Annotated in this window: 24 protein-coding genes; 15 read left to right on the forward strand and 9 right to left on the reverse strand. The window is 67.6% G+C overall.

What is annotated here, in order from left to right; genetic code table 11:
• Nucleotides 1–108: 108 nt before the first annotated feature.
• The 15 genes from rplJ (at nt 109) to ACRSBM_RS43265 (ending at nt 20,266) form a co-directional block, all read left to right on the forward strand.
• A complete protein-coding gene (gene rplJ, locus ACRSBM_RS43195) occupies nt 109–663 on the forward strand; it encodes a 50S ribosomal protein L10 (RefSeq protein ID WP_086666431.1) in 555 nt (184 codons plus the stop codon).
• A gap of 56 nt (nt 664–719) precedes the next feature.
• Nucleotides 720–1,109, forward strand: a complete 390-nt coding sequence (gene rplL / locus ACRSBM_RS43200) for a 50S ribosomal protein L7/L12 (RefSeq protein ID WP_434452745.1) — start codon at nt 720–722, stop codon at nt 1,107–1,109.
• A 273-nt stretch (nt 1,110–1,382) separates the two neighbouring features.
• Entirely contained in the window at nt 1,383–2,450 is a 1,068-nt protein-coding gene (locus tag ACRSBM_RS43205) for an ABC transporter ATP-binding protein (protein ID WP_434452747.1), read from the forward strand.
• Nucleotides 2,447–3,232 (forward strand): MlaE family ABC transporter permease, encoded by a 786-nt coding sequence (locus ACRSBM_RS43210; RefSeq protein WP_434452749.1) that lies wholly within the window; start codon nt 2,447–2,449, stop codon nt 3,230–3,232. Before ACRSBM_RS43205 ends, ACRSBM_RS43210 begins: the two co-directional genes overlap by 4 nt.
• Nucleotides 3,232–4,041 (forward strand): MlaE family ABC transporter permease, encoded by an 810-nt coding sequence (locus tag ACRSBM_RS43215; RefSeq protein WP_434452751.1) that lies wholly within the window; start codon nt 3,232–3,234, stop codon nt 4,039–4,041. Before ACRSBM_RS43210 ends, ACRSBM_RS43215 begins: the two co-directional genes overlap by 1 nt.
• A gap of 23 nt (nt 4,042–4,064) precedes the next feature.
• A complete protein-coding gene (locus ACRSBM_RS43220) occupies nt 4,065–5,369 on the forward strand; it encodes an MCE family protein (RefSeq protein ID WP_434452753.1) in 1,305 nt (434 codons plus the stop codon).
• Nucleotides 5,366–6,397 (forward strand): MCE family protein, encoded by a 1,032-nt coding sequence (locus ACRSBM_RS43225; RefSeq protein ID WP_434452755.1) that lies wholly within the window; start codon nt 5,366–5,368, stop codon nt 6,395–6,397. Before ACRSBM_RS43220 ends, ACRSBM_RS43225 begins: the two co-directional genes overlap by 4 nt.
• Nucleotides 6,394–7,395 carry an MCE family protein gene (locus ACRSBM_RS43230; RefSeq protein ID WP_434452757.1) on the forward strand — a complete coding sequence of 334 codons (1,002 nt, stop codon included), beginning with the start codon at nt 6,394–6,396 and terminating at the stop codon, nt 7,393–7,395. The genes ACRSBM_RS43225 and ACRSBM_RS43230 overlap by 4 nt, the downstream gene beginning before the upstream one ends.
• Nucleotides 7,392–8,558, forward strand: coding sequence for an MCE family protein (locus ACRSBM_RS43235; protein ID WP_434452759.1), 1,167 nt, complete (start codon nt 7,392–7,394; stop codon nt 8,556–8,558). Before ACRSBM_RS43230 ends, ACRSBM_RS43235 begins: the two co-directional genes overlap by 4 nt.
• Entirely contained in the window at nt 8,555–9,700 is a 1,146-nt protein-coding gene (locus tag ACRSBM_RS43240; protein ID WP_434452761.1) for an MCE family protein, read from the forward strand. Before ACRSBM_RS43235 ends, ACRSBM_RS43240 begins: the two co-directional genes overlap by 4 nt.
• Nucleotides 9,697–10,926, forward strand: a complete 1,230-nt coding sequence (locus ACRSBM_RS43245; protein WP_434452763.1) for an MCE family protein — start codon at nt 9,697–9,699, stop codon at nt 10,924–10,926. The genes ACRSBM_RS43240 and ACRSBM_RS43245 overlap by 4 nt, the downstream gene beginning before the upstream one ends.
• Nucleotides 10,926–11,441, forward strand: a complete 516-nt coding sequence (locus tag ACRSBM_RS43250) for a hypothetical protein (protein WP_434452765.1) — start codon at nt 10,926–10,928, stop codon at nt 11,439–11,441. Before ACRSBM_RS43245 ends, ACRSBM_RS43250 begins: the two co-directional genes overlap by 1 nt.
• A gap of 13 nt (nt 11,442–11,454) precedes the next feature.
• Complete coding sequence (locus ACRSBM_RS43255; protein WP_434452767.1) at nt 11,455–12,234, forward strand: hypothetical protein; 780 nt, start codon at nt 11,455–11,457, stop codon at nt 12,232–12,234.
• Between the two features lie 549 nt (nt 12,235–12,783).
• Nucleotides 12,784–16,269, forward strand: a complete 3,486-nt coding sequence (locus ACRSBM_RS43260) for a DNA-directed RNA polymerase subunit beta (RefSeq protein ID WP_434452769.1) — start codon at nt 12,784–12,786, stop codon at nt 16,267–16,269.
• A gap of 100 nt (nt 16,270–16,369) precedes the next feature.
• Nucleotides 16,370–20,266 carry a DNA-directed RNA polymerase subunit beta' gene (locus tag ACRSBM_RS43265; RefSeq protein ID WP_434452770.1) on the forward strand — a complete coding sequence of 1,299 codons (3,897 nt, stop codon included), beginning with the start codon at nt 16,370–16,372 and terminating at the stop codon, nt 20,264–20,266.
• Between the two features lie 434 nt (nt 20,267–20,700).
• Here the strand turns inward: ACRSBM_RS43265 and ACRSBM_RS43270 are convergent, their stop codons facing one another.
• The 9 genes from ACRSBM_RS43270 to ACRSBM_RS43310 form a co-directional block, all read right to left on the reverse strand.
• On the reverse strand, nt 20,701–20,982 hold the full coding sequence (locus tag ACRSBM_RS43270) for a DUF4287 domain-containing protein (protein ID WP_434452773.1): 282 nt from the start codon (nt 20,980–20,982) through the stop codon (nt 20,701–20,703).
• 103 nt (nt 20,983–21,085) lie between these two features.
• Nucleotides 21,086–21,523: a hypothetical protein gene (locus tag ACRSBM_RS43275; protein ID WP_434452775.1), complete on the reverse strand. Its 438-nt coding sequence runs from the start codon at nt 21,521–21,523 to the stop codon at nt 21,086–21,088.
• Nucleotides 21,520–21,966, reverse strand: a complete 447-nt coding sequence (locus tag ACRSBM_RS43280; RefSeq protein WP_434452777.1) for a hypothetical protein — start codon at nt 21,964–21,966, stop codon at nt 21,520–21,522. Before ACRSBM_RS43280 ends, ACRSBM_RS43275 begins: the two co-directional genes overlap by 4 nt.
• Nucleotides 21,967–22,056: 90 nt before the next feature.
• On the reverse strand, nt 22,057–22,347 hold the full coding sequence (locus ACRSBM_RS43285) for a zf-TFIIB domain-containing protein (protein WP_434452779.1): 291 nt from the start codon (nt 22,345–22,347) through the stop codon (nt 22,057–22,059).
• 67 nt (nt 22,348–22,414) lie between these two features.
• A complete protein-coding gene (locus tag ACRSBM_RS43290; protein WP_434452781.1) occupies nt 22,415–23,239 on the reverse strand; it encodes a phosphotransferase family protein in 825 nt (274 codons plus the stop codon).
• Between the two features lie 24 nt (nt 23,240–23,263).
• Nucleotides 23,264–23,689 carry a hypothetical protein gene (locus ACRSBM_RS43295; protein ID WP_434452783.1) on the reverse strand — a complete coding sequence of 142 codons (426 nt, stop codon included), beginning with the start codon at nt 23,687–23,689 and terminating at the stop codon, nt 23,264–23,266.
• 248 nt (nt 23,690–23,937) lie between these two features.
• Nucleotides 23,938–24,252: a WXG100 family type VII secretion target gene (locus ACRSBM_RS43300; protein ID WP_434452785.1), complete on the reverse strand. Its 315-nt coding sequence runs from the start codon at nt 24,250–24,252 to the stop codon at nt 23,938–23,940.
• Complete coding sequence (locus tag ACRSBM_RS43305; RefSeq protein WP_434452787.1) at nt 24,249–24,743, reverse strand: YbaB/EbfC family nucleoid-associated protein; 495 nt, start codon at nt 24,741–24,743, stop codon at nt 24,249–24,251. Before ACRSBM_RS43305 ends, ACRSBM_RS43300 begins: the two co-directional genes overlap by 4 nt.
• A 110-nt stretch (nt 24,744–24,853) precedes the next feature.
• Nucleotides 24,854–25,363, reverse strand: a complete 510-nt coding sequence (locus ACRSBM_RS43310; RefSeq protein ID WP_434452789.1) for a hypothetical protein — start codon at nt 25,361–25,363, stop codon at nt 24,854–24,856.
• Nucleotides 25,364–25,481 lie beyond the last annotated feature (118 nt).

A 25,481-nucleotide genomic window follows, 5' to 3' on the forward strand; every position in this document is an offset into this window, starting at 1 on the left:
AGGCCTAGCTCCGTGTGACGCCCCGTGCTGCTTGTGCGCGTGGGCGTTTTTGTTGTTTCGGGACCTTCTCTGATCGGCGGTCTAACCCAGCCCAGAGAGGAGGCGATCATGGCGAAGCCCACGAAGGTTACGGCGGTCGCTGAGCTCGCGGACCAGTTCCGCACCAGCTCGGCAGCGGTTGTCACCGAGTACCGTGGCCTCTCCATGGCGCAGCTCACCACGCTGCGTCGCGCTCTCGGCGCGGGCACCAAGTACACCGTCGCGAAGAACACGCTGGTCAAGCTGGCCGCTGCGGACGCCGGCGTCGAGGGCCTCGAGGCTCTCCTGTCCGGTCCGACCGCCATCGCGTTCGTCGAGGGCGAGCCCGTCGACGCCGCCAAGGCGATCCGCGACTTCGCGAAGGACAACAAGGCCCTGGTCATCAAGGGCGGCTACATGGATGGCCGTCCGCTCTCGGTTGACGAGGTCACCGCAATCGCGGACCTCGAGAGCCGTGAGGTGCTGCTCGCGAAGCTCGCGGGCGCGATGAAGGGCAACCTGGCCAAGGCCGCGGGTCTGTTCAACGCCCCGGCTTCCCAGGTCGCTCGCCTGGCTGCTGCCCTGCAGGAGAAGAAGGCCGCCGCGGCTCCCGCCGCCGAAGCCGACGCTCCCGCCGAAAGCTGATCACCCGAAGACACACCCGACGCTTTCGCGCGGGAGATTAGAAAGGACCGCCGATCATGGCGAAGCTCAGCACCGAAGAGCTGCTCGACGCGTTCAAGGAGATGACCCTCCTCGAGCTGTCGGAGTTCGTGAAGCAGTTCGAGGAGACCTTCGAGGTCACCGCCGCGGCGCCCGTCGCCGTTGCCGCCGCTGCCGGCCCCGCCGCCGGTGGCGCTGCCGAGGTCGAGGAGCAGACGGACTTCAACGTCATCCTCGAGTCGGCCGGCGACAAGAAGATCCAGGTCATCAAGGTCGTCCGCGAGGTCGTCTCGGGCCTGGGCCTGAAGGAGGCCAAGGAGCTGGTCGAGTCCGCTCCGAAGGCGATCCTGGAGGGCGTGGCGAAGGACGTCGCCGACGCCGCCAAGGAGAAGCTCGAGGCTGCCGGCGCCAAGATCACCCTCAAGTGATCTGAGCCCCTCCGGGGGCTTGCGTTCTGCCTTGCAGTGCCTGAACGGGCGTGCACCTTTCAACGGGGTGCACGCCCGTTCTGCATGTCCGCCTCACCTGTGTCGCACGCCCGGAACGCACGGAAGCGGCCGTTTTGCGGTTTACGAACCGGCGGCGTTATCCGAACGCAACCGCCGTTAGCCCAACTGGTGAGTAACCTGCCGCGAACGAACTCGTTGCCCCAGGTATGACGCCGATCGCCGCGGCGTCGCCGGGCGTGTGCGGAGGTGCGGATGGGCGTCGAGGTGGTCGTCGAGGGTCTGACCAAGTCCTTCGGCAAGCAGACCATCTGGCGGGACGTCACGCTCACGCTGCCGCCAGGTGAGGTCAGCGTGATGCTCGGACCGTCGGGTACGGGCAAGAGCGTGTTCCTGAAGTCGCTGGTGGGGTTGCTCAAGCCGGAGCATGGCAAGATCATCATCAACGGCACGGACCTGGTGCGGTGCTCGGAGCACAAGCTCTACGAGATCCGGAAGATGTTCGGCGTGCTGTTCCAGGACGGCGCGTTGTTCGGGTCGATGAACCTGTACGACAACATCGCGTTCCCGTTGCGGGAGCACACCCGCAAGTCCGAGGCCGAGGTCCGCCGGATCGTCCTCGAGAAGATGGAGATGGTCGGTCTCGTCGGGGCGGAGAAGAAGCTGCCCGGTGAGATCTCCGGCGGTATGCGCAAGCGGGCCGGCCTGGCTCGGGCGCTGGTGCTGGACCCCGAGATCATCCTGTGCGACGAGCCGGACTCCGGGCTCGACCCCGTCAGGACCGCGTACCTGAGCCAGTTGCTGATCGACCTCAACGCCCAGATCGACGCGACGATCCTGATCGTCACGCACAACATCAACATCGCGCGGACCGTGCCGGACAACCTCGGCATGCTGTTCCGGCGCGAGTTGGTCATGTTCGGGCCTCGTGAGGTGCTGCTGACCAGCGACGAGCCGGTCGTCGAGCAGTTCCTGAACGGGCGCCGGCTCGGTCCCATCGGCATGTCCGAGGAGAAGGACCAGGCCACGATGGCCGCCGAGCAGGCGCACGCGGACGCCGGGCACTCGGACGGGTCGCCGGACGAGGACATGCGCGGCGTGGTGCCGCAGCTGGAGCCGACGCCGGGACTGCCCTACCGGGACGCCGTCCGGCGCCGCAAGGACCGGGTCATGTCGATCATCCACCAGCTGCCGTTCGAGGCTCAGCAGGGAATCATCGCGAGCCTGACGGCCGAGGAGCAGCTGCGGTACGGCGTGCACGTCGGGGCGCCGGTCGCGGCTCCGACGCCGAGCCCGTGGCCCCGGCAGGGCGGTGTGCTGTGAGCACCCAGACGACCTTCCCCGGTGCCGGCGCGCTGCGGGAGACCGGGAAGTTGTGCCAGCTCGGGATCGACGTGGTGCGCACGTCGTTCCGCAGGCCGTTCCAGCTGAAGGAGTTCATCCAGCAGAGCTGGTTCATCGTCAGCGTGACGGTGTTGCCGACGGCGCTGGTCTCGATCCCGTTCGGCGCGGTCATCGCGTTGCAGCTCGGCAGCCTCACGAGGCAGATCGGCGCGCAGTCGTTCACCGGTGCGGCCAGCGTGCTCGCGATCATCCAGCAGGCCAGTCCGATCGTGACGGCGCTGCTCATCGCGGGTGCGGGTGGCTCGGCGATCTGCGCGGACCTCGGGTCGCGCAAGATCCGCGAAGAGATCGACGCGATGGAAGTGCTCGGGGTGTCGCCGATCCACCGGCTGGTGGTGCCGCGGGTGCTTGCCACGATGCTGGTCGCGGTGCTGCTCAACGGCATGGTGAGCGTCGTCGGCGTGCTCGGTGGCTACTTCTTCAACGTGATCATGCAGGACGGCACGCCGGGCGCCTACCTCGCGAGCTTCAGCGCCCTCGCCCAGCTGCCGGACCTGTGGATCAGTGAGCTGAAAGCGCTGATCTTCGGGTTCATCGCGGGCATCGTCGCCGCCTACCGGGGCCTCAACCCGGCCGGTGGGCCGAAGGGCGTGGGTGACGCGGTGAACCAGGCCGTGGTCATCACGTTCCTGCTGCTGTTCTTCGTCAACTTCGTCCTCACCACGATCTACCTGCAGGTCGTGCCCGCGAAGGGGAGCTGATGGCGAACAAGGTGCTGTCCACCCTGGACGGCTTCGGCGACCAGCTGGCGTTCTACCTCAAGGCGCTGGCCTGGACCCCGCGCGCGCTCAGGCGGTACTCCAAGGAGACGTTGCGGCTGCTGGCCGAGGTCAGCTTCGGATCGGGGGCGCTCGCGGTCATCGGCGGCACGATCGGCGTGATGGTCGGGCTGTCCGTGTTCACCGGCACGGTGGTCGGTCTGCAGGGCTTCACGGCGCTGAACCAGATCGGCACGAGTGCGTTCGCCGGCTTCGTGAGCGCGTACTTCAACACCCGTGAGATCGCGCCGCTGGTCGCCGGTCTCGCGCTCTCGGCCACGGTCGGCTCCGGCTTCACGGCCCAGCTCGGCGCGATGCGGATCTCCGAGGAGATCGACGCGCTGGAGGTCATGGGCATCCCCAGCCTGCCGTTCCTGGTGACCACGCGGATCATCGCCGGGTTCGTCGCGATCATCCCGCTGTACGTGATCGGCCTGCTGACGAGCTACCTGGCGGCCAGAACGATCACCGTGGAGTTCTACGGGCAGTCGGCGGGCACGTACGACCACTACTTCAACCTGTTCCTACCGCCGATCGACGTGCTCTGGTCGTTCGGCAAGGTGCTGGTCTTCGCGGTCGTGATCATCATGACCCACTGCTACTACGGCTACCGCGCCTCCGGCGGTCCGGCCGGTGTCGGCGTGGCGGTCGGGCGCGCGGTGCGGACCGCGATCGTCACGACGGCGCTGCTCGACTTCTTCCTGAGCCTCGCGATCTGGGGCGCGACCACGACGGTGAGGATCGCCGGATGATGCCGAAGAGAGGGACACAGCGCATGCTGGGCATCGCCTTCCTCCTCGCGATCGCCATGTTCCTGTCGCTCACGGTGGCGTTGTACAAGGACGTCTTCAGCGACTACGTGAAGGTCACGCTCAAGACCGACCACATCGGCAACCAGCTGCAGACCGCGAGCGACGTCAAGGTGCGCGGGCTGATCGTCGGTTCGGTGAAGGCCATTCGCACCAGCGGGGACGGCGCCGAGCTGGAGCTGGCGCTGGAGCCGGACAAGGTCGACCAGATCCCGGCGAACGTCAGCGCGCGCCTTCTGCCCAAGACGTTGTTCGGCGAGCGGTACGTGAACCTCGTGCTGCCGCAACGGAAGAGCGCGGCGATCGAGGACGGCGCGGTCATCGAGCAGGACCGCACCAGCAGCGCGATCGAGCTGGAACGCGTGCTGGACAACCTGATGCCGGTGCTGCAGGCGATCCAGCCGGAGAAGCTCGCCACGACGCTGACCGCGTTGTCGCAGGCACTCGACGGCCGGGGCAAGCCGCTCGGCGAGACGCTGGTGTCGCTCGACGCCTACCTCGGTGAGCTCAACCCGCAGCTGCCCGCGCTGAAGGAGAACATCTCCAGGCTCGCGGACGTCTCGAACGTCTACGCGGACGCCGCGCCGGACCTGTTGCAGGCGCTCAACGACATGACCACGACGACCAAGACCGTCGTCGAGCAGCGCGACAACCTCCTCGCGCTCTACGGGACGCTGACCACGACGTCGCAGGACGTCACGAGCTTCGTCACGGTCAACAAGAACAACATCATCTCCCTCGCCGACACGAGCCGCCCGACGCTGGAGCTGCTCGCCAAGTACGCGCCCGAGTACCCCTGCCTGCTCAAGGGGCTCGCGGAGTTCGAGCCGGTCATCAGCAAGGCGTTCGGCGAGGGCACGAACGAGCCGGGCCTGCACATCACGCTGGAGATCACCCAGAACCGCGGGAAGTACCAGCCGAACCTCGATGAGCCCGAGTACAGGGACAAGCGCGGGCCGCGTTGCTACGACCTGATCCCGCGGCCCGACCCGTTCCCGCAGTACCCGCCGGAGGGTCCGGTGCAGGACGGCTCCAGCTCGCCGCCGCCCGCCCGCGTCGCCAACGACGGAATTCTGCCGCCCGCCACCGCCGGCAACGCCACGGTGCCGCAGTCCGCTGACGTGCTGCGGCTCGCCAACTCCCCGGAGGAGGCCAGGTTGATCGCGGCGCTGTTCGGCCCGCGCATCGGCGTCGACCCGCGGGAGATGCCGGGCTGGTCGAGCCTGCTGCTGGGACCGCTGGTCCGCGGAACGGAGGTGACCGTCAAGTGAAGGGCGTGCTCGCTCCGCTGCTCAAGCTGATCACCTTCGCGGTGGTCACGATCCTCGCCACGACGTTGCTCGCGGTGACCATCGCGAACGTGAACCTGGGCGGTGCCACGGACTACAAGGCCCAGTTCACCGACGTCACCGCGCTCAACGAGGGCGACGACATCCGCATCGCCGGCGTCCGCGTCGGTCAGGTCGACGAGATCAGGGTCGTCGACCGCAAGACCGCCGAGGTCGCGTTCTCGATCGACGGAGAGCGCAAGCTGCCCGAGTCGGTCACCGCGACGATCAAGTACCGCAACCTGGTCGGGCAGCGGTACATCGCGCTGGAGTCCGGCACCGGCGACACCAGGGCCGTGCTGCCGGAAGGCGGCACGATCCCGTTGGACCGCACCAAGGCCGCGCTCGACCTCACGGTGCTGTTCAACGGCTTCAAGCCGCTCTTCCAGGCGCTGTCGCCGGAGGACGTCAACAAGCTGTCGTTCGAGATCATCCAGGTGCTGCAGGGAGAAGGCGGCACGATCGACAGCCTCTTGCAGCACACGGCCTCGCTGACCAGCACGCTCGCGAGCAAGGACAAGGTGATCGGCGAGGTCGTCGACAACCTCAACACCGCGCTGGAGACCGTGAACTCGCGTGACGAGGACTTCAACAACCTCGTGGTCACGTTGCAGACGCTGGTGTCCGGGCTCGCGCAGGACCGCCAGCCGATCGGTGACGCGATCACCGCGCTCGGCGACCTGACGAACGCCACCTCCGGTCTGCTGGAGCAGGGACGTGAGCCGTTGAAGAACGACATCGCGCAGCTCGGCATCGTCTCGAAGACGCTGGCGGACAACGAGGTGCTCGTCGACCGCATGTTGCAGCGCCTGCCCACGAAGCTGGAGACGATCACGCGGACCGCGACCTACGGTTCGTGGTTCAACTTCTTCCTGTGCGAGGGCACCGGCCAGGTCTCCGTGCCGCCGGTCATCAACGACCCGATTCCGATCACGGCGTTGCCGGTGACCCAACAGAGGTGCCGCCGATGAAGCAGAGCAACCCGATCCGGACCGGCGCGATCAGCCTGACCCTGATCGCCCTGCTGTTGCTGGCCGCGTTCTACTCCGACGACCTGCCGATCGTCGGCGGTGGCACGAGCTACGCCGCGGACTTCAGCGAGGCCGCGGGGCTGGTGCCGGGCAACGAGGTCCGCGTCGCCGGCGTGAAGGTCGGCAAGGTCACCAAGGTCAAGCTGAACGGCGACCGGGTGCGGGTGACGTTCAAGGTCAAGGACGCCTGGGTGGGCGACCGGACGACCGCGATGATCCGCATCAAGACGTTGCTGGGCCAGAAGTTCGTGGCACTGGACCCGCAGGGCAGCCAGCCGTTGTCGCCCGGCGACCCGATCCCGAAGGAACGCACGCTCGCGCCGTACGACGTGAACGAGGCGTTCAACGGGCTCGCGACGACCGTCGGCCAGATCGACACCAAGCAGCTCGCGGACAGCTTCACCGTCCTGTCCGACACCTTCAAGAACTCGCCGGAGCACGTCCGTGGCGCGCTGGACGGCCTGTCCGCGTTGTCGAAGACGATCTCCTCGCGCGACGAGCAGCTCGCGAAGCTGCTGGACAACACCAGGCAGCTGACCAAGACGCTGGCCGACCGCAACGCCGAGTTCGAGAAGCTGCTGGCGGACGGGAACCTGCTGCTCGGTGAGCTGCGCAAGCGACGCGAGGCGATCAGCGCGCTGCTGACCGGCACCCGCGACCTCTCCCGTGAGCTGAGCGGACTCGTGACCGACAACCAGAACCAGCTCAAGCCGGCGTTGGAACAGCTCGGCCGGGTCACCACGATCCTGCAGCGCAACCAGGACAACCTCGACCGCAGCCTGGCGCTGATGGCGCCGTTCTACCGGGTGTTCGCGAACACCCTGGGCAACGGGCGCTGGTTCGACACCTACATCTGCGGTCTGCTGCCGCCCTCGGTGAACCTCGGCGTCGTCGGGTTCAACGAGGAAGGCTGCCTGCCTCCGGGGGTGCAGCGATGACCACTGTCGTGAACAGCAAGGCCGGCCGGTTCATCGCCATCGCGTGCGTGCTCGCGCTGGTCATGACCGCAGGCCTGTGGTGGGTCTTCAACGGCATGAACGGGCGCAAGGTCACCGCGCACTTCGCCGCGGCCGTCGGCGTCTACCCCGGCGGTGACGTGCGGGTGCTGGGCGTCAAGGTCGGCACGATCGACGAGGTCACGCCCGAGGGCAAGACCGTGAAGGTCGTGTTCACCGTCGACCGCGACGTGCGGGTCCCGGAGAACGCGCAGGCCGTCGTGGTCTCGCCGAGCGTGGTCAGCGACCGGTACGTGCAGCTCGCGCCCGCCTACACCGGCGGACCTGTCTTGGGTGACAACGCCGTGATCCCGCGCGAACGCACCGCGACGCCGGTCGAGCTGGACGAGCTGTACTCGTCGCTCGACAAGCTCACGACCGCGTTGGGGCCCAACGGCGCGAACGCCGACGGAGCGTTGGCGGACCTGCTGAACACCGCGGCGAAGAACCTCGAGGGCAACGGCCAGGCGCTCAACGACACGTTGAAGAACCTCGGCCAGGCCACCCGCACGCTGTCGGGGTCCAAGGAGGACCTCTTCGCCACGGTGGACAACCTGCAGAAGTTCACCGCGATGCTGGCCGCGAACGACAGCCAGGTGCGCGACTTCAACAAGCAGCTCGCCGACGTGTCGAAGATGCTCGCCGACGAACGCGGTGACCTCGGCGCGGCGCTCGCGGAGCTGGCGACCGCGCTGGGGCAGGTGCAGGGGTTCATCAAGGACAACCGCGAGGTGCTCAAGTCCAATGTGGACAAGCTGGCCTCGATCACGCAGGTGCTGGTGAACCAGCGGGCGGCGCTGGCCGAGACGCTCGACGTCGCCCCGCTCGCGCTGGGCAACCTGCAGAACTCCTACAACGCGGCGTCCGGCACGCTCGACACCCGCGCGAACATCAACGAGCTCAACCAGCCGCCGATCGTGCTGATCTGCAAGCTGGTCCAGCAGGCGACGCCGAACAACGTGCCGCCGATCCTCGCGCAGACGTGCAAGCAGCTGGAACCGCTGCTGACCGGCGCCGTTCCGCTGAAGTCGCCGGCCGAGGTGCTCACCGACCTGAACGCGGGCAAGCTGCCGCTGCCCCTGCCGCTCGCGGGGGTGCCCCAGTGAGGAAGCTGGTAGTCGGGCTGACCGCCCTGGTGCTGCTGTCGGGCTGCGGCTCCGGCGGGTTCGACGGCGTCTACAACCTGCCGCTGCCGGGCGGCGCGGACGTCGGTGATCACCCGTACCGGGTCAAGGCGCAGTTCAGAGACGTGCTGGACCTCGTGCCGCAGGCGGGCGTGAAGGTCAACGACGTGCCGGTCGGCAGGGTCGAGAAGATCGACCTGGCCGGTGACGGCTGGACCGCCGAGGTCACGATGCTGGTCAACGGCGACGTGAAGCTCCCGGCGAACGCGTTCGCCAAGCTGCGGCAGTCCGCGTTGCTGGGCGAGAAGTTCGTCGAGCTCGGCAAACCCAAGGACGCGACCGGCAGTCTCGCCGACAACGCCGTGATCGGGTTGGACAGGACCAACCGCAACCCCGAGGTCGAAGAGGTCTTCGGTGCGTTGTCGATGCTGCTCAACGGCGGTGGTGTCGCACAGCTGCAGAACATCACCAAGGAGCTCAACGCCGCGATGGAGGGCAACGAGCAGGAGATCCGCTCGTTGCTGGGCAACCTCAACACGTTCGTCGGGGAGCTCGACAAACACAAGGCGGAGATCGTCCGCGCGCTCGACTCGATGAACCGGCTCGCCGGCACGCTGGCGCAGCAGCGCGAGAAGATCGCCGTCGCGCTGACGGACCTGGAGCCCGGTCTCAAGGTGCTGGCCGAGCAGCGCACGCAGCTCGTGACGCTGCTGAAGTCGTTGAACACGCTCTCCGACGTCGCCACCGACACGGTGAACAAGAGCCGTGACGACATCGTCGCGGACCTGAAGGCGCTGCAGCCGACGCTGACGAAGCTCGTCGAGTCGGGGCAGAACCTGCCGAAGTCGCTGGAGCTGCTGCTGACCTACCCGTTCCCGGACGAGGCGCTCGACGGCATCAAGGGCGACTACACGAACCTCTACGCCGATCTGGACCTCAACCTCGGTACGGTCCTCGACAACCTCGGCCGGTCGCGGCAGTCGCCGCTGGACGGGCACCTCCCGGCGCCGAGCCAGGGCACGCCGTTGCCGATGCCGAACATCCCGCTGCCGGGCCTAGGGCAGGACACCGGGTCCGGGCTGGGCGACGTGCTCGGCGGTCTGCTGGGAGGTGGTCGCAAGTGATCACACGCGGGACCAAGGTCAAGATCGGCGCGTTCGTGCTGGTCGCGCTGCTGGGCGTCTCGTACGTCAGCGCGACCTACGTCGGGCTGTTCAAGTCGGCGTCCACGGTCGTCACGATGCAGCTCGCCGACTCCGGTGGCATCTTCACCAACGCCGAGGTCACCTACCGCGGTGTCACGATCGGCAGGGTCGGGCAGCTGCGGCTGACCTCGGACGGCATCGAGGTCGACCTGGAGCTGGACGCCGACGCGCCGCGCGTGCCAGCGGCGACCGAGGCCGTCGTGGCGAACCGGTCGGCGGTGGGTGAGCAGTACGTGGACCTGCGGCCGAAGAGCGACGACGGCCCGTACCTGCAGGCCGGGTCGGTCATCCCGCGGTCGGCCACGAAGACACCGCCTCCCGTCGACGGGCTGCTGTCGAACCTGGACGCGTTCGCGTCGTCGGTGCCCACGGACTCGTTGCAGACCGTCGTCGACGAGCTGCACACCGCGTTCAACGGCACCGGCGGTGACCTGCAGGTGCTGATCGACAACACCGCGGCGTTCACGGCCGCCGCTCGCGAGCACCTGCCGCAGACGACGCAGTTGCTGCAGGACGGGCGAATCGTGCTGGCCACGCAGGCCGCGTCCGGCGGCGCCATCCGGTCGTTCAGCGGTGACCTGCGGTTGCTCGCGGAGCAGCTGAAGGCCTCCGACGGCGACCTGCGGCGGTTGATCGTCGCGGTGCCACCGGCGTCCGAGCAGGTCTCGGCGTTGCTGAAGGAGAGCGGGCCGAACCTCGGGGTGGTCTTCGCGAACCTGCTGACCACGTCGAACATCCTCGTGACCAGGCGTGACGGCCTGGAGCAGATCGCGGTGACGTACCCCATCGTCGTGGGCGGTGGCTTCACCGTGGCGCCGGGTGACGGCACGGCGCACTTCGGGCTCGCGCTGAACGTCTTCGACCCGATGCCGTGCACGGTCGGTTACGAGGGCACGACGATCCGCTCGGGCAACGACACCTCGGCCGCGCCGCTGAACACGCAGGCGTACTGCGCTCTCGCGCGCGGGTCGGCGACGTCGGTGCGAGGCTCGCAGAATGCTCCGTATGGTGGAACGCCGACGACGCCGGTCGGCAACGCGACGACACAGCCGGGTCAGGAACCGGCCGGGCAGCAGGCGGCGCCGGAGATGCCCCTGCTGACGTCGCTGGGCCAGCTGCTGGGCTTGCCAGAGGAGAAGAAGTAGTGCGGATCTTCACGGCCAGACTGATGTTGGGTGCCGCCGCCGTCCTGGCGGTGCTGACGTTCGGCTTCGCCGCGTACTCGGGCGTGGCCTGGTACTCGGCGTCGCACTCGGCGGAGGCGGAGTTCGCCGCCACGCGCGACGAGGCACTGCGCTCCGGCCAGGTCGGCATGACGAACTTCCTGACTCTCGACTACAAGAAGGTCGACGCGGACCTGCAGCGCTGGCTGAGCTCGTCGACCGGCGAGCTGCGCGCCGAGATCGAGAAGGACAAGGACTCGCGCAAGAAGCAGCTGGTCGACGCCAAGTCGGTGACGACGTCGAAGGTCCTCGACGCCGCGCTCACCGAGCTGGACGACCGCGCCGGCAGCGCGTCGATGATCGCCGTCGTGGAGAGCACCGTGACGCCCGACGGCGGCCAGAAGGTCACCAAGATCAACCGGTACCTGACCAAGCTCACCCGCACCGAGGACGGCTGGAAGCTGAGCCAGCTGGGTCCCCTGCGGGCGGGCGTTTGATTGGACTGAGCCAGTGCCTCCATCCCGCCGCCGCCCCATCCCCACGCCGCCCGCAGGGGGCCGGCCGAAGGTCGCCGGCCTGAACCGGCGTCCCGCCGCGGAGCCCGTCGAGGAGCCCGCCGAGGCCGTCGTGCCCGAGGTCGTGGAGGAGCAGGCCGAGCTCAAGGCGCCGGAGGCCGTCGACTGGACACCGTCGCCCACGATGGAGCCCGAGCCCGAGCCCGAGCCGGAGAAGCAGGACGAGCCCGGCCGGCTCGGTGCGAAGCAGGCGTGGCTGCTCCCGCTGGCCCTGCTCGTGGTGGCGGTTCTGCTGGGCGGCCTGGGCGCGTTCTTCCTGGTGAAGTCGCGGTCGGTGTCCTACGACCAGGCCCTCGTCGACCCGGCGACCACCTCCGCCGTGAACGGCCAGGTCCGCGAGGCCGTGGAGAAGTCGTTCTCGTACAACTTCGCCGACGTCGAGTCCACCGAGAAGGCCGCCAGGGAGCTGCTCACCGGCAAGGCCCTGTGCCAGTACAACGCCGTGTTCGGCCCGGTGAAGGAGGTCGCGCCGCAGCAGAAGCTGGTCGTGACCGTCCGTGTGGTGTCGTCTGCCGTGTCGTCTCTCAAGGACGGTCGCGCCACCGTCCTGGTCTTCGCCGACCAGGTCACCATCCGCACCACCGACAACCAGTCGGGCGGCGGCACCGCCATGCTCCGCGTCAGCGCCGTCGAGGTCGACGACCGCTGGAAGATCGACAACATGGAGATGTTCGGCGCCACCGCGGACCAGGCCCGCCAGCTCCAGGGCTGCTGATGTGACCGCGGGCACCTGCCGCGCGGGCACCGGCTACCCCGGCGTTCCCCGGGGTCGTTTGGGGCGGGCCGGCGGTGAGTAGTTGATCAAGGGCCGGTAAGATCAACAACCCTGTGAGGTCGCCGCAGGAGCCTCAGATGCACCGAACAGACGCCCTCCGCCAGCCCCGACACGCGTGATCTCGGTCACACAAATCTCGTGGCCCTCTGTAAGACCGCTTGAAGCCGCCAACTTCCCACCAAAACGGCCGCACACGTGTTTGTGCAGGTCAATTGAGTGACAGGAAGTAAACGTCGCTCCATCCAGAGGGTGGATCGGTACGCAACATCTTGACTGGGCGCTCATGCAGGGTCACTCTGTCGGTGAGCAAGAGGAGGGTCCTTCCAGGTGCCTCTCGACAGTCGCCGTGCGCGTGGCTAGACTGCCCCTTTGCGCTGCCCATTTTCCGCTTGCCCTTCGCCGAGAGCGTGGATTAGTCGGGCATCGCCGCACCCTTGACAGCCGTGCTAGTTCGCTCTAGCCAGCTACCTGTCCCTGGAAGGACGCATCTTGGCGATCTCTCGCGCGACCAAGGCCACTGCTGCGACCAACTCCACGTCGGGGATCCCTGGAGCGCCGAAGCGGGTTTCGTTCGCGAAGATTAACGAGCCGCTTTCGACGCCCAACCTGCTCGACCTGCAGATCCAGTCCTTTGAATGGCTCACCGGCGATGAGGCGTGGTTCCAGCGCCGCGTCGACGCCGGCGACGAGACCCCGACGGGCGGCCTCGAAGAGGTCCTCAACGAGATCTCGCCGATCGAGGACTTCTCCGGCTCCATGTCACTGTCCTTCACCGACCCACGCTTCGACGAGGTCAAGGCCTCGACCGAGGAGTGCAAGGACAAGGACATGACGTACGCGGCACCTCTGTTCGTCACGGCGGAGTTCACCAACCACACCACTGGCGAGATCAAGAGCCAGACGGTGTTCATGGGTGACTTCCCGATGATGACGAACAAGGGCACGTTCATCATCAACGGCACCGAGCGCGTGGTGGTTTCTCAGCTCGTGCGTTCGCCCGGTGTGTACTACGACACCGCGGTCGACAAGACGACCGACAAGGACGTCTTCAGCGTCAAGATCATCCCGTCCCGGGGTGCTTGGCTGGAGTTCGACGTCGACAAGCGCGACACCGTCGGTGTCCGCATCGACCGGAAGCGTCGCCAGCCGGTGACGGTGCTGTTGAAGGCTCTGGGCTGGAGCACGGAGCAGATTCGCGAGCGGTTCGCGTTCAGCGAGACGTTGCTGACCACGCTCGAGAAGGACCACACCGCGGGTACCGACGAGGCGTTGCTCGACATCTACCGCAAGCTGCGCCCGGGCGAGCCGCCCACGAAGGAGTCCGCGCAGGCCCTGCTGGAGAACCTGTTCTTCAAGGACAAGCGCTACGACCTGGCGAAGGTTGGCCGCTACAAGGTCAACAAGAAGCTGGGCCTGGACACCGAGATCAACACCGGTGTGCTGACCGAGGACGACATCGTCACGACGATCGAGTACCTCGTCCGCCTGCACGCGGGTGAGACGCAGATGGACGCCGCCAACGGCACCGACATTCCCGTCGAGGTCGACGACATCGACCACTTCGGCAACCGTCGCCTGCGCACGGTCGGTGAGCTGATCCAGAACCAGATCCGCGTCGGTCTGTCCCGCATGGAGCGCGTCGTCCGCGAGCGCATGACCACGCAGGACGTCGAGGCCATCACGCCGCAGACCCTGATCAACATCCGTCCCGTCGTGGCGGCGATCAAGGAGTTCTTCGGCACCTCGCAGCTGTCGCAGTTCATGGACCAGACCAACCCGCTCGCGGGCCTGACCCACAAGCGCCGCCTGTCGGCGCTGGGTCCCGGTGGTCTGTCCCGTGAGCGGGCCGGCATGGAGGTCCGCGACGTCCACCCGTCGCACTACGGCCGCATGTGCCCGATCGAGACGCCGGAAGGCCCGAACATCGGCCTGATCGGTTCGCTCTCGAGCTACGCGCGGGTCAACCCGTTCGGCTTCATCGAGACGCCGTACCGCAAGGTCACCGACGGCCGGGTCACCGACCAGATCGACTACCTGACCGCGGACGAGGAAGACCGCTTCGTCAAGGCGCAGGCGAACTCGCCGGTCGACGACGAGGGCAACTTCACCGACGACCGCGTCCTGGTCCGCAAGAAGGGCGGCGAGGTCGAGTTCATCGACCCGACCGACGTCGACTACATGGACGTCTCGCCGCGCCAGATGGTGTCGGCCGCGACCGCCATGATCCCGTTCCTCGAGCACGACGACGCGAACCGCGCCCTGATGGGTGCGAACATGCAGCGTCAGGCGGTCCCGCTGCTCCGCTCCGAGTCGCCGCTCGTCGGCACCGGCATGGAGCTGCGTGCCGCGGTCGACGCCGGTGACGTCGTCGTCGCGAAGAAGACGGGTGTCGTCGAGGAGGTCTCCGCCGACTACATCACCGTCATGGCCGACGACGGTGCGCGCAACACCTACGCGCTGCACAAGTTCCGTCGCTCGAACCAGGGCACCTGCATCAACCAGAAGCCCATCGTCAACGAGGGCGACCGGGTGAGTGTGGGTCAGGTCCTGGCCGACGGGCCGTGCACCGAGAACGGTGAGATGGCGCTCGGCAAGAACCTGCTCGTGGCGATCATGCCGTGGGAGGGCCACAACTACGAGGACGCGATCATCCTGTCGCAGCGCCTCGTGCAGGACGACGTTCTCACCTCGATCCACATCGAGGAGCACGAGATCGACGCCCGCGACACGAAGCTCGGCGCCGAGGAGATCACCCGGGACATCCCGAACGTCTCCGAGGAGGTCCTGGCCGACCTGGACGAGCGCGGCATCATCCGCATCGGTGCCGAGGTCCAGCCCGGCGACATCCTCGTCGGCAAGGTCACGCCCAAGGGCGAGACCGAGCTGACGCCGGAGGAGCGGCTGCTCCGCGCGATCTTCGGTGAGAAGGCGCGCGAGGTCCGCGACACGTCGCTGAAGGTGCCGCACGGTGAGTACGGCAAGGTCATCGGCATCCGCGTCTTCTCGCGTGAGGACGACGACGAGCTGCCTCCGGGCGTGAACGAGCTCGTCCGCGTCTACGTGGCCCAGAAGCGCAAGATCCAGGACGGTGACAAGCTCGCCGGCCGCCACGGCAACAAGGGCGTCATCGGCAAGATCCTCCCCGCGGAGGACATGCCGTTCCTCGAGGACGGCACGCCGGTCGACATCATCCTGAACACCCACGGTGTGCCGCGTCGTATGAACATCGGCCAGGTGCTGGAGACCCACCTCGGGTGGATCGCCAAGCAGGGCTGGAGCGTCAACGGCGACCCGGACTGGGCGAAGAACCTGCCGGAAGAGCTGTACGACGTCGACCCCGGCACCAAGACCGCGACCCCCGTCTTCGACGGCGCCAAGGAAGAGGAGATCACGGGCCTGCTCGGCTCGACGATCCCGAACCGCGACGGCGAGCGGATGGTCAAGGAGAACGGCAAGGCGCAGCTCTTCGACGGTCGCTCCGGCGAGCCGTACCCGTTCCCCGTGTCGGTCGGCTACATGTACATCCTGAAGCTGCTGCACCTGGTGGACGACAAGATCCACGCGCGTTCGACCGGCCCGTACTCGATGATCACGCAGCAGCCGCTGGGTGGTAAGGCGCAGTTCGGTGGTCAGCGCTTCGGTGAGATGGAGTGCTGGGCGATGCAGGCGTACGGCGCCGCATACACCCTGCAGGAACTTCTCACCATCAAGTCCGACGACGTGCTCGGCCGCGTGAAGGTCTACGAGGCCATCGTCAAGGGCGAGAACATCCCGGAACCCGGTATCCCGGAGTCCTTCAAGGTGCTGCTCAAGGAGCTGCAGTCGCTCTGCCTCAACGTCGAGGTGCTGTCTTCGGACGGTGCCGCGATCGAGATGCGCGACGGCGACGACGAGGACCTGGAGCGCGCGGCCGCGAACCTCGGCATCAACCTGTCGAGGTCCGAGTCGCCCTCCGTGGACGACGTCGTCAACTAGTCACCTCGCCGGCAGGTGAAGGGGATGCCTCCCGCGTCCCCTTCACCGGCCCTCCGACCAGCTCCTTTGCCACCGATCTAAAAAGGGGAAGAGAGTAGACGTGCTCGACGTCAACTTCTTCGATGAGCTCCGCATTGGACTCGCGACGGCGGACGACATCCGCCAGTGGTCTTTTGGCGAGGTCAAGAAGCCCGAGACCATCAACTACCGCACGCTCAAGCCTGAGAAGGACGGCTTGTTCTGCGAGAAGATCTTCGGTCCCACCCGGGACTGGGAGTGCTACTGCGGCAAGTACAAGCGCGTGCGCTTCAAGGGCATCATCTGTGAGCGCTGCGGCGTCGAGGTGACGCGTGCGAAGGTGCGTCGTGAGCGCATGGGCCACATCGAGCTCGCCGCTCCGGTCACGCACATCTGGTACTTCAAGGGCGTCCCCAGCCGGTTGGGCTACCTGCTCGACCTGGCCCCCAAGGACCTCGAGAAGATCATCTACTTCGCCGCCTACGTCATCGTGGGCGTGAACGCGGAGCTGCGCCACAACGACCTGCCGACGCTCGAGAGCGAGATGCAGGTCGAGCGCAAGCGCGTCGAGAACCGCCGCGACGCCGACGTGGAGGCCCGCGCCCAGAAGCTCGAGGCCGACCTGGCCGAGCTCGAGGCCGAGGGTGCCAAGTCCGACGTGCGCCGCAAGGTCAAGGAGGGCGGCGAGCGCGAGATGCGCCAGCTCCGCGACCGCGCCCAGCGCGAGCTGGACCGCCTCGACGAGATCTGGTCCACGTTCACCAAGCTCGAGCGCGCCCAGCTGATCGCGGACGAGCTGCTCTACCGCGAGCTGTACGACCGCTACGGCGACTACTTCACCGGTGCCATGGGCGCGGAGGCCATCCAGAGGCTCCTGGGTGACTACGACGTCGACGCCGAGGCCGACATCCTGCGCGAGACGATCCGCAGCGGTAAGGGCCAGAAGAAGCTGCGTGCGCTCAAGCGCCTCAAGGTCGTTGCCGCCTTCCAGGCGACCCGCAACAACCCGCAGGGCATGGTGCTGGACTGCGTCCCGGTCATCCCGCCGGACCTGCGCCCGATGGTGCAGCTCGACGGTGGCCGCTTCGCCACGTCCGACCTGAACGACCTGTACCGCCGCGTCATCAACCGCAACAACCGGTTGAAGCGACTGATCGACCTCGGCGCGCCCGAGATCATCGTCAACAACGAGAAGCGGATGCTGCAGGAGGCCGTCGACGCGCTGTTCGACAACGGCCGCCGCGGCCGCCCGGTCACCGGTCCCGGTAACCGCCCGCTGAAGTCGCTGTCCGACCTGCTGAAGGGCAAGCAGGGCCGGTTCCGCCAGAACCTGCTCGGCAAGCGCGTCGACTACTCCGGCCGTTCGGTCATCGTGGTCGGCCCGCAGCTCAAGCTGCACCAGTGCGGTCTGCCCAAGCAGATGGCCCTGGAGCTGTTCAAGCCGTTCGTGATGAAGCGGCTCGTGGACCTCAACCACGCGCAGAACATCAAGTCCGCCAAGCGGATGGTCGAGCGTGCGCGCCCGGCCGTGTGGGACGTGCTGGAAGAGGTCATCACCGAGCACCCGGTGCTGCTCAACCGCGCACCCACGCTGCACCGCCTCGGCATCCAGGCCTTCGAGCCGCAGCTGGTCGAGGGCAAGGCCATCCAGCTGCACCCGCTGGTCTGTGAGGCGTTCAACGCCGACTTCGACGGTGACCAGATGGCAGTCCACCTGCCGCTGTCCGCCGAGGCGCAGGCCGAGGCCCGCGTCCTGATGCTGTCGTCGAACAACATCCTGTCCCCGGCGTCCGGCAAGCCGCTGGCCATGCCGCGTCTGGACATGGTGACGGGCCTGTACCACCTGACCCGTCACAAGCCCGGCGACATCGGCGAGGGCCACTCGTACTCGTCGCCCGCCGAGGCCCTGATGGCGTTCGACCGCAAGGTCCTGGGCCTGCAGTCGATGGTGAAGATCCGCGTCTCCGACAAGAACCCGCCCAAGGGCCAGGAGCCCGAGGGCTGGGAGCCCGGTCAGCCGTGGCTCGCGGAGACCACGCTGGGTCGCGTGCTGTTCAACGAGATCCTGCCGCAGGACTACGCCTTCATCAACGAGGTCATGCCCAAGAAGCGGCAGGCCGTGATCATCAACGACCTCGCCGAGCGGTACCCGATGGTCACCGTCGCCCGGACGCTGGACAAGCTGAAGGACGCCGGTTTCTACTGGGCCACCCGTTCCGGCGTGACGGTCGCGATCTCGGACGTCCTCGTGCCGGCCGCGAAGCAGGACATCCTCGAGGAGCACGAGCGCCTCGCGGACGCGGTGGAGAAGCGCTACCAGCGCGGTCAGCTCTCGCACGACGAGCGCAACTCCGAGCTGGTCAAGGTGTGGACCAAGGCCACCGAGCAGGTCCACGAGATCATGGAAGACAACTTCCCCGAGGACAACTCGATCCGCGTCATCGTGCAGTCCGGCGCCGCCGGCAACATGACGCAGGTCCGTTCACTCGCGGGTATGCGTGGTCTCGTCACCAACCCGAAGGGTGAGTACATCCCGCGCCCGATCAAGAACTCGTTCCGCGAGGGCTTGTCGGTGCTGGAGTACTTCATCGCGACGCACGGTGCCCGTAAGGGTTTGGCCGACACCGCGCTGCGTACCGCCGACTCGGGTTACCTGACCCGTCGTCTGGTGGACGTCTCGCAGGACGTCATCATCCGCGAGGTCGACTGCGGCACCACCCGTGGTGTGCAGATGACCGTCGGCGAGCAGCTGGGCGACAAGGTCGGCCTGCACGAGTTCGCGCAGACGTCGGTCTACGCCCGCACGGTCGCGGACGACATCACCGACGCGCAGGGCAACCTGGTCCTGAACCGCGGCGACGACCTCGGCGACCCGGCGCTCGCGTCGCTGGTCGAGGCCGGCATCCTCCGCGTGAAGGTGCGCTCGGTCCTGACCTGCGAGTCCGCGGTCGGCGTGTGCGCGTCCTGCTACGGCCGCTCGATGGCCACCGGCCAGCTGGTCGACGTCGGCGAGGCCGTCGGCATCGTCGCCGCCCAGTCGATCGGTGAGCCCGGCACGCAGCTGACGATGCGTACGTTCCACCAGGGCGGTGTGGCCGGTGACGACATCACAACCGGTCTGCCCCGTGTCCAGGAGCTCTTCGAGGCCCGCGTCCCGAAGGGCAAGGCGCCGATCGCCGACGTGGACGGCCGCGTCCGCATCGAGGACGGCGACCGCTTCTGGAAGATCACGCTGATCCCGGACGACGGCTCCGAGGAGATCGTGTTCGAGAAGCTGTCCAAGCGTCAGCGTCTCGCCAACACGGCCACCGGCCCGCTGCAGGACGGCGACCACGTCGCCGTCGGCCAGCAGCTGCTGGAAGGTACCCCGGACCCGCACGAGGTCCTGCGCGTCATGGGCCCGCGCGAGGCCCAGCTGCACCTGGTGCAGGAAGTGCAGAAGGTGTACCGCGCCCAGGGTGTGGCGATCCACGACAAGCACATCGAGGTCATCGTCCGGCAGATGCTCCGCCGGGTCACGATCATCGACTCCGGCGCGACCGAGTTCCTGCCCGGGTCCCTGGTCGAGCGTGCCGACTTCGAGTCGGGCAACCGCGCGGTCGTCGCCGAGGGTGGCGAGCCGGCCGCTGGTCGTCCGGTGCTGATGGGTATCACGAAGGCCTCGCTGGCCACCGACTCGTGGCTGTCCGCGGCGTCGTTCCAGGAGACCACCCGTGTGCTGACCGACGCCGCCATCAACGGGCGTTCGGACAAGCTCATCGGTCTCAAGGAGAACGTGATCATCGGTAAGTTGATCCCGGCTGGTACGGGCATCAACCGCTACCGCAACATCCAGGTTCAGCCGACTGAGGAGGCGCGGGCTGCTGCTTACGCCATTCCTTCTTACGACGACGGGTACTACACGCCCGACGTCTTCGGGACTGGGACTGGTGCTGCGGTGCCGCTGGATGACTACGACTTTGGGCGGGACTACCGCTAGTCGTGTGAGTTGACATGGGACGGCCCCGGAGCTTTCGCTCCGGGGCCGTTTCTCTGTTGCGGGGCGTTCCCCCTGTTGCGGGCGGGTCGGTGCCTTGCGTGCTTCCCCTGGGGGCTCTGCCCCCAGACCCCCGGCAATCTGAGATGGGGGCCAGCGCTGTGAGCGGGTAGATGGCACGCCCGTTGCTCAGAGCGGCTGCCTGTTGCTTTGCAGGGTGCGACTCGTGATGGGACCCCACCGCCCGGCCCGCTCGGTAAGGACGGCTCGCCTGCGGCTTCGCGAGCGATCAGGCGGCTCGCCTGCGGCGTCGCGTGCGGCCAGGTGCCCTTCATTCGCGGGAGTGTCAGACGAACTCGCCGGAGTGTCAGACCTGCTCTGTACGTTGGGTCGCGGGGGACGCTGAATCCAAGGGGACCACTGCGTCAGCCTGCCCGTCAGCGGTTGGCGATGCCGTCCAGCCGCAGCGTCGCCGACTCGTCTCGGTGGCTGCCCTTCGAACCCACGTGCTTCTCGCTGATCTGCGGGCCGTTCTTCAGCACGTGGTACAGCGCCATCCCGTGGCCCCGGCCCAGGTCGTAGTCGGTCTTCAGCCACTCCAGGAACACGCCCGCCTTGGTCGTTCCGTCGTACCCGCGTTCCGCGGCCTCCGCCAGCAGGTCGGCCGGGGTCTTGCCGGTCTTCTTCTCCGCGCCGTCGAGGTAGGCCTGGAAGGACATTGTGGTCTCCGTTCGTCTGGTGACCACGAGCCTAGGACAACTATCCCTGTCTTGACAAGAAAATTTGTCGGTGACGTCTGCTTGGGGCGGGTACGTGCAGCGGTCAGCGGCGGCGGGCCCTGGCCAGGGCTCTGGCGCGGATCACGAGGTCGTCCACCAGGTGCTCGTCCACCAGGGGTGGGACGCCGGACTCGTCGGTGCAGCAGCGGGGTTTGGTGCGCTTCTCCGAGAGGCGTGGGCGGACGCCCGCCATCTCGTACAGGGCCTCGTAGAGGTCGAGGCCCGGGTCGTCGTCGTGTGGGCCCACCAGCAGCACCCACACGACTTCGGGGGACGGGAAGGCGACCACTACTCGGTCGGCGCCTCGGAGGTGTTTCACGCACAGGCGGGGCAGGGGTTCCGGGCCGGTGACCCGGTAGCCGAGGGCTGCGCAGCCGGAGTGGGCCAGTTCGTCCAGGAAGCGGTCGTAGGCCACGCGGGCTCGGCCGCGCAGGCCGTTTGCCTGGGCGTGTGCGGTGTGGGTTTCTACTACTTCGATCAAGCTGTGCGGACCACGCGTCCCTTGCCGCTGCGCATCTCGTCCAGGGAGTTGGCGAGGTCCTGGCGGTCCAGCAGTGACTGGTCGCTGAGGCGGCGGTGGACCTCGTCGATGAGGCCGCGGGTCTTGCCGGCGCGGCGGAGGTCGGCGACTAGGTGCAGGACCTCATGCAGGCGCACGGTGTCGAGCAGCATGCGCGGTTCTTGGCTGTGGATGGCGAGGACGCCCTCGCGGGCCCAGGCCTTCACGGTCTTCTCGGTGAGGTCGAGGAGCTCGCCTGCCACCACGGGACGGACCGGTGGGGCCTGGCGGAGGGTTTTGGCCACCACGCCGTCGAGGCGGCGGCGGCGTTCGTCGTCTTCTGACAGGGATGACGCGACGGCTTCTATCTCCTCGATCGTGTCGAAGAGATCGCGGATCTGGGCGGCCTCGGTCGCGACGGACATGGCTACTCCTCCCGTTGACTACCGATTATCTACCCGTTTTTCGGTAGTCGTCAACGGCCCCGGAGCAGGGATCCGGGGCCGTCGCGCAGATCAGGAGGAGAAGAAGAGGCCGCCGAGGCCGCGGTGCTTGCGGTGGCCGTAGCCGCCGTAACCAGCGTGACCGCCGCCGTGGTGGTGGTGGATCTGCTGCGGCGCGGCACCCCAGGCGGGCTGGGCCGGCTGCGGGTAGGCGGCGGGCGGCGGAGCCGGAGCGGCGGGCGGCGGAGCCTGCATCTGGGCTTCGAGGCGCGTGATCGACTCGAGCTCGCCGTAGTCGAGGAAGACCCCGCGGCAGCCGTCGCACTGCTCGATGTGAACGCCCATGCGGTCGAACGTGCGCATATTCGCATGACACTTGGGACACTGCATCGTGGTGAGCCTCCTGCGATGGGACCGGACAAAAACGATATTAGCCGCGGTCGCCGTTGTCGTGCGTCGCGATGATCCGACGACACGCATCGACCAGCGGTTCTACTGCCTGCAGACCGGTCACTAGTGCCCGCGCTGCCATCTGAACAACGTACGCCTGAGCCGGAATGTTGAGGGCATCCCATTCCGATGTCGTCACGGCCACACCGCCTGTTTCACGGTAGGCGTTGAGGAACCTTGCCCACAGGTCACCCGGCAGGATCCCCGCCGCGAACAAAGCCGCAGGTCGCGCCAAGTCCCACACCGGATCGCCGACCCCGAGGTCGTCGACGTCGATGAGCCGCCACGCACCCCGGTGCACGAGCTGCCCGAGATGCCAGTCGCCGTGGATGAGCGTCTTCCTCGACATGTCGAGCGGCGGCAGGACCTCGAACGCCCGGAGCACCACATCGGCGTGCGGCAACTCCGGCGGCAACGCCCGAATCGCGCGCACGATCCGTTCCGGCGCACCAGCCACAGGTCCCCGCACGGGCAACGCGTGCAGCTTCGCGAGCAGCACCGCGCTCTCCTCCCACGGCGCCGCGTCGGGATCCTCCTGACTCACCGGCGTCCCGTACGGCCACACCGTCACCGGCCGGTCGTCCACGAACCGCAGGGGCTGCAACGGCGGCAGCATCAACTCCGGATGCGCCGCCGCGATCTCCAGCCGCTGCTCGAGCGCCTCGACGTCGGTGTCCGCGGGCAGCGCCTTGGCCACGACGTCGCCGACGCGCACCACCACGACGTCACCGCGGTCACCGCCGAGCACCTCGGGGTCGGCGGAGGAGCCGGTCAACGAGGCTATCGCCGCGATCAGGTCGTCCACGCGCACAGTGAATCAGGTCGTCGATCAGGTCGCGGGTGGCGGCAGCCGCATGTTGCTGCCGTACATCGCGAGGTAGCCGGAGAAGTACGTGACCGCCTGCAGTGGCGTGTCGAACTCGGCATACATCTGCCGTTCGCCCTGGTAAAGCCAGTAAACGCTCCACCGGTCCTCCTGGCGGGTCAGGCACAGGGCCGGTTCACGGTCGCTGCCCACGGAGAACCGAGCCGGGTCGATCTGGAACTGCCGCACCGACGAATCCACCCATCGCATGGCGAGCTCCCACTCGCCGTCGAAACCAGGAGCCTCGTCCGGTGCGTCGGTAGCGGCAGCCAGTGCACGGGCTTTCGTCATCGACGGCAACCGTTCGGGCAACTGGTAGCCCCGGCCGCGGATGTATGCGAGAAACTCCTGATCCGGTGCCAGGTCGTGGTGCTCGAGGTAGTACGCCACCGCGCGCGGTAGGCGAGCGGCATGCCGTTGTCGTCGGCGCCGTCGAACACGCGCACCAGTTGTACGTCGGGGTGCCGTACCGGCTCCTGCTCGTGGATCTCCTCCGGCAGGTCCTGCCTGCGCAGTTCGGCGAGCCTTCACAGCGCCGTTTCGTCGCCTTCCGGCCAGCTGTCACCCACCACGATCGGGATGAGCCGGCGGACCTCGGCGGGCAACTCGATGCCCATCGCGGTAGTTCCCCCAGACCGCTAGCCGCTGAGGCCGCGTGCGTTGAGCTGGTCCTGCTGTTCCATCAGGTTCGCGGACTCTGCCAGGTTCTTCCCGATGTCCTGCAACGTCTGCGCGACCTTCGCCATCACGTTGCGGACGCCGTCGGCGGCGGGGACGTAGTCGGTGCCGAACTTCTGGCCAGCCTCGTCGCCACTCCAGCACCGGCCCTCGGCGTCGAGGCCGCGGGCGAGCGCGGCGGCCTTGCCGGTCATGTCCTCACCGGTGCGGACCATCTTCGCCGCCGCCGAGCGCACGCCGGCGGCCTCCGTGTACGTGTGGCCACCGGCGATCACCAGCCGTTCCCCCTGCCCATGATCGAGTTGCCGCCGAAGTCCTCGTCCTCACCGGTGGTGGTCGCGCGTTGCACCGGACGGACTTCCTTGCGCAGCACCGAGGAACCGAAGTCCTCATCGGACGGTGGGGGCGGCACGGCCGGCTCGTCGCGCTGCTCGACCTTGAAGATGTCCTTGATCGACGGTGCGCCGGGCACGATGTCCGGCAGGTCGATGGTGCCCTCTTCCGAGGTCAGCGGGGCCATGTGGGCGTCGACCTGCTCGCGCACGTTCCGCGCCGCGCGGCGGGACACCTGCGTGATCGTCTGCGCCAGCTGTTCGGGTGTCACCCGTTCGAAGGCGCGCGGCCCGAGCTCGAGCTTGTCCAGCACGCCCGTCGAGTCGACGGTCACCACGACGTTGCCGTCGGGGGACGAGGCCACGCCGGACATCGCCGCGATCGCCGCCTGGGCGTCGCGCAACCCGTCCGTGCGCTGCTTCAGGTCCCTCATCAGGTTGTCGAGGGTGCCGCGCAACTCTGCGTTACGAGCGCTACCTGATCGTCATCGGGCACTGCGGCAACCTACCGAACGCACTCGCGTCCTGTCGGCCGGACGGTCGATCACGGCTTCGCCATGCAGATGGTCCTGGCCGGTTCGGAGAACGCGAGCGAGATCTCCGGGTTCTTGCACCTCGACTTGTCGGACACGTCCTGGACGGTGCTCTCGACCTTCCGCGCGCCGTCCTGCTTGCAGTCACCGCGGACGAGGACCGGCTGGCCCGTGTTGCCGAACTGCTTGGAGACGAAGCACACCCCGACGTTCAGAGCCGGCAGGTAGCAGGCCTTCTCGTCGCCCCTGGGCACCGCCGTGTAGTCGCCGGGCGGGCAGGCCGCCGCGATCGCACCGACCTCGAACTCCCTGCCCGTCGATCCCGACCTCCGCCCGGGGCTGCTGCACGAGACCTCTTCGAACGTCAGGTCGGCCGCGCCGTGGTCCACCTGCTTCACGCACTCGCCGACCAGGGGGTCCGGCGCGAGTTCGCGGTAGCCGAAGTAGCCGATCGGCACGATGACCACCAGGCCGAAGAAGATGGCGATGACGCGGAAGTACCACTTGCCGGAGTTCTTCATCTCAGACCTTCCGACGGTCTGCGACAATGGTCACAGCGCTCACCCGAACGGTTGTCGCGCACACCTGTGACAAGGCTGTTCCCCCCAGGACGATCTTGACGGAGCGCGTCATGTCTAG

It is taken from the genome of Lentzea xerophila, from assembly GCF_051094245.1.
GTDB classification, from domain to species: Bacteria; Actinomycetota; Actinomycetes; order Mycobacteriales; family Pseudonocardiaceae; genus Lentzea; species Lentzea xerophila.

Excerpts from the sequence above, each read along its gene's own strand:
- rplJ (WP_086666431.1), top strand. The coding sequence starts at position 109 with ATGGCGAAGCCCACGAAGGTTACGGCGGTCGCTGAGCTCGCGGACCAG.
- rplL (WP_434452745.1), top strand. The coding sequence starts at position 720 with ATGGCGAAGCTCAGCACCGAAGAGCTGCTCGACGCGTTCAAGGAGATG.
- ACRSBM_RS43205 (WP_434452747.1), top strand. The coding sequence starts at position 1,383 with ATGGGCGTCGAGGTGGTCGTCGAGGGTCTGACCAAGTCCTTCGGCAAG.
- ACRSBM_RS43215 (WP_434452751.1), top strand. The coding sequence starts at position 3,232 with ATGGCGAACAAGGTGCTGTCCACCCTGGACGGCTTCGGCGACCAGCTG.
- ACRSBM_RS43220 (WP_434452753.1), top strand. The coding sequence starts at position 4,065 with ATGCTGGGCATCGCCTTCCTCCTCGCGATCGCCATGTTCCTGTCGCTC.
- ACRSBM_RS43230 (WP_434452757.1), top strand. The coding sequence starts at position 6,394 with ATGAAGCAGAGCAACCCGATCCGGACCGGCGCGATCAGCCTGACCCTG.
- ACRSBM_RS43235 (WP_434452759.1), top strand. The coding sequence starts at position 7,392 with ATGACCACTGTCGTGAACAGCAAGGCCGGCCGGTTCATCGCCATCGCG.
- ACRSBM_RS43270 (WP_434452773.1), bottom strand. The coding sequence starts at position 20,982 with ATGTCCTTCCAGGCCTACCTCGACGGCGCGGAGAAGAAGACCGGCAAG.
- ACRSBM_RS43280 (WP_434452777.1), bottom strand. The coding sequence starts at position 21,966 with ATGTCCGTCGCGACCGAGGCCGCCCAGATCCGCGATCTCTTCGACACG.
- ACRSBM_RS43285 (WP_434452779.1), bottom strand. The coding sequence starts at position 22,347 with ATGCGCACGTTCGACCGCATGGGCGTTCACATCGAGCAGTGCGACGGC.
- ACRSBM_RS43305 (WP_434452787.1), bottom strand. The coding sequence starts at position 24,743 with ATGAGGGACCTGAAGCAGCGCACGGACGGGTTGCGCGACGCCCAGGCG.
- ACRSBM_RS43310 (WP_434452789.1), bottom strand. The coding sequence starts at position 25,363 with ATGAAGAACTCCGGCAAGTGGTACTTCCGCGTCATCGCCATCTTCTTC.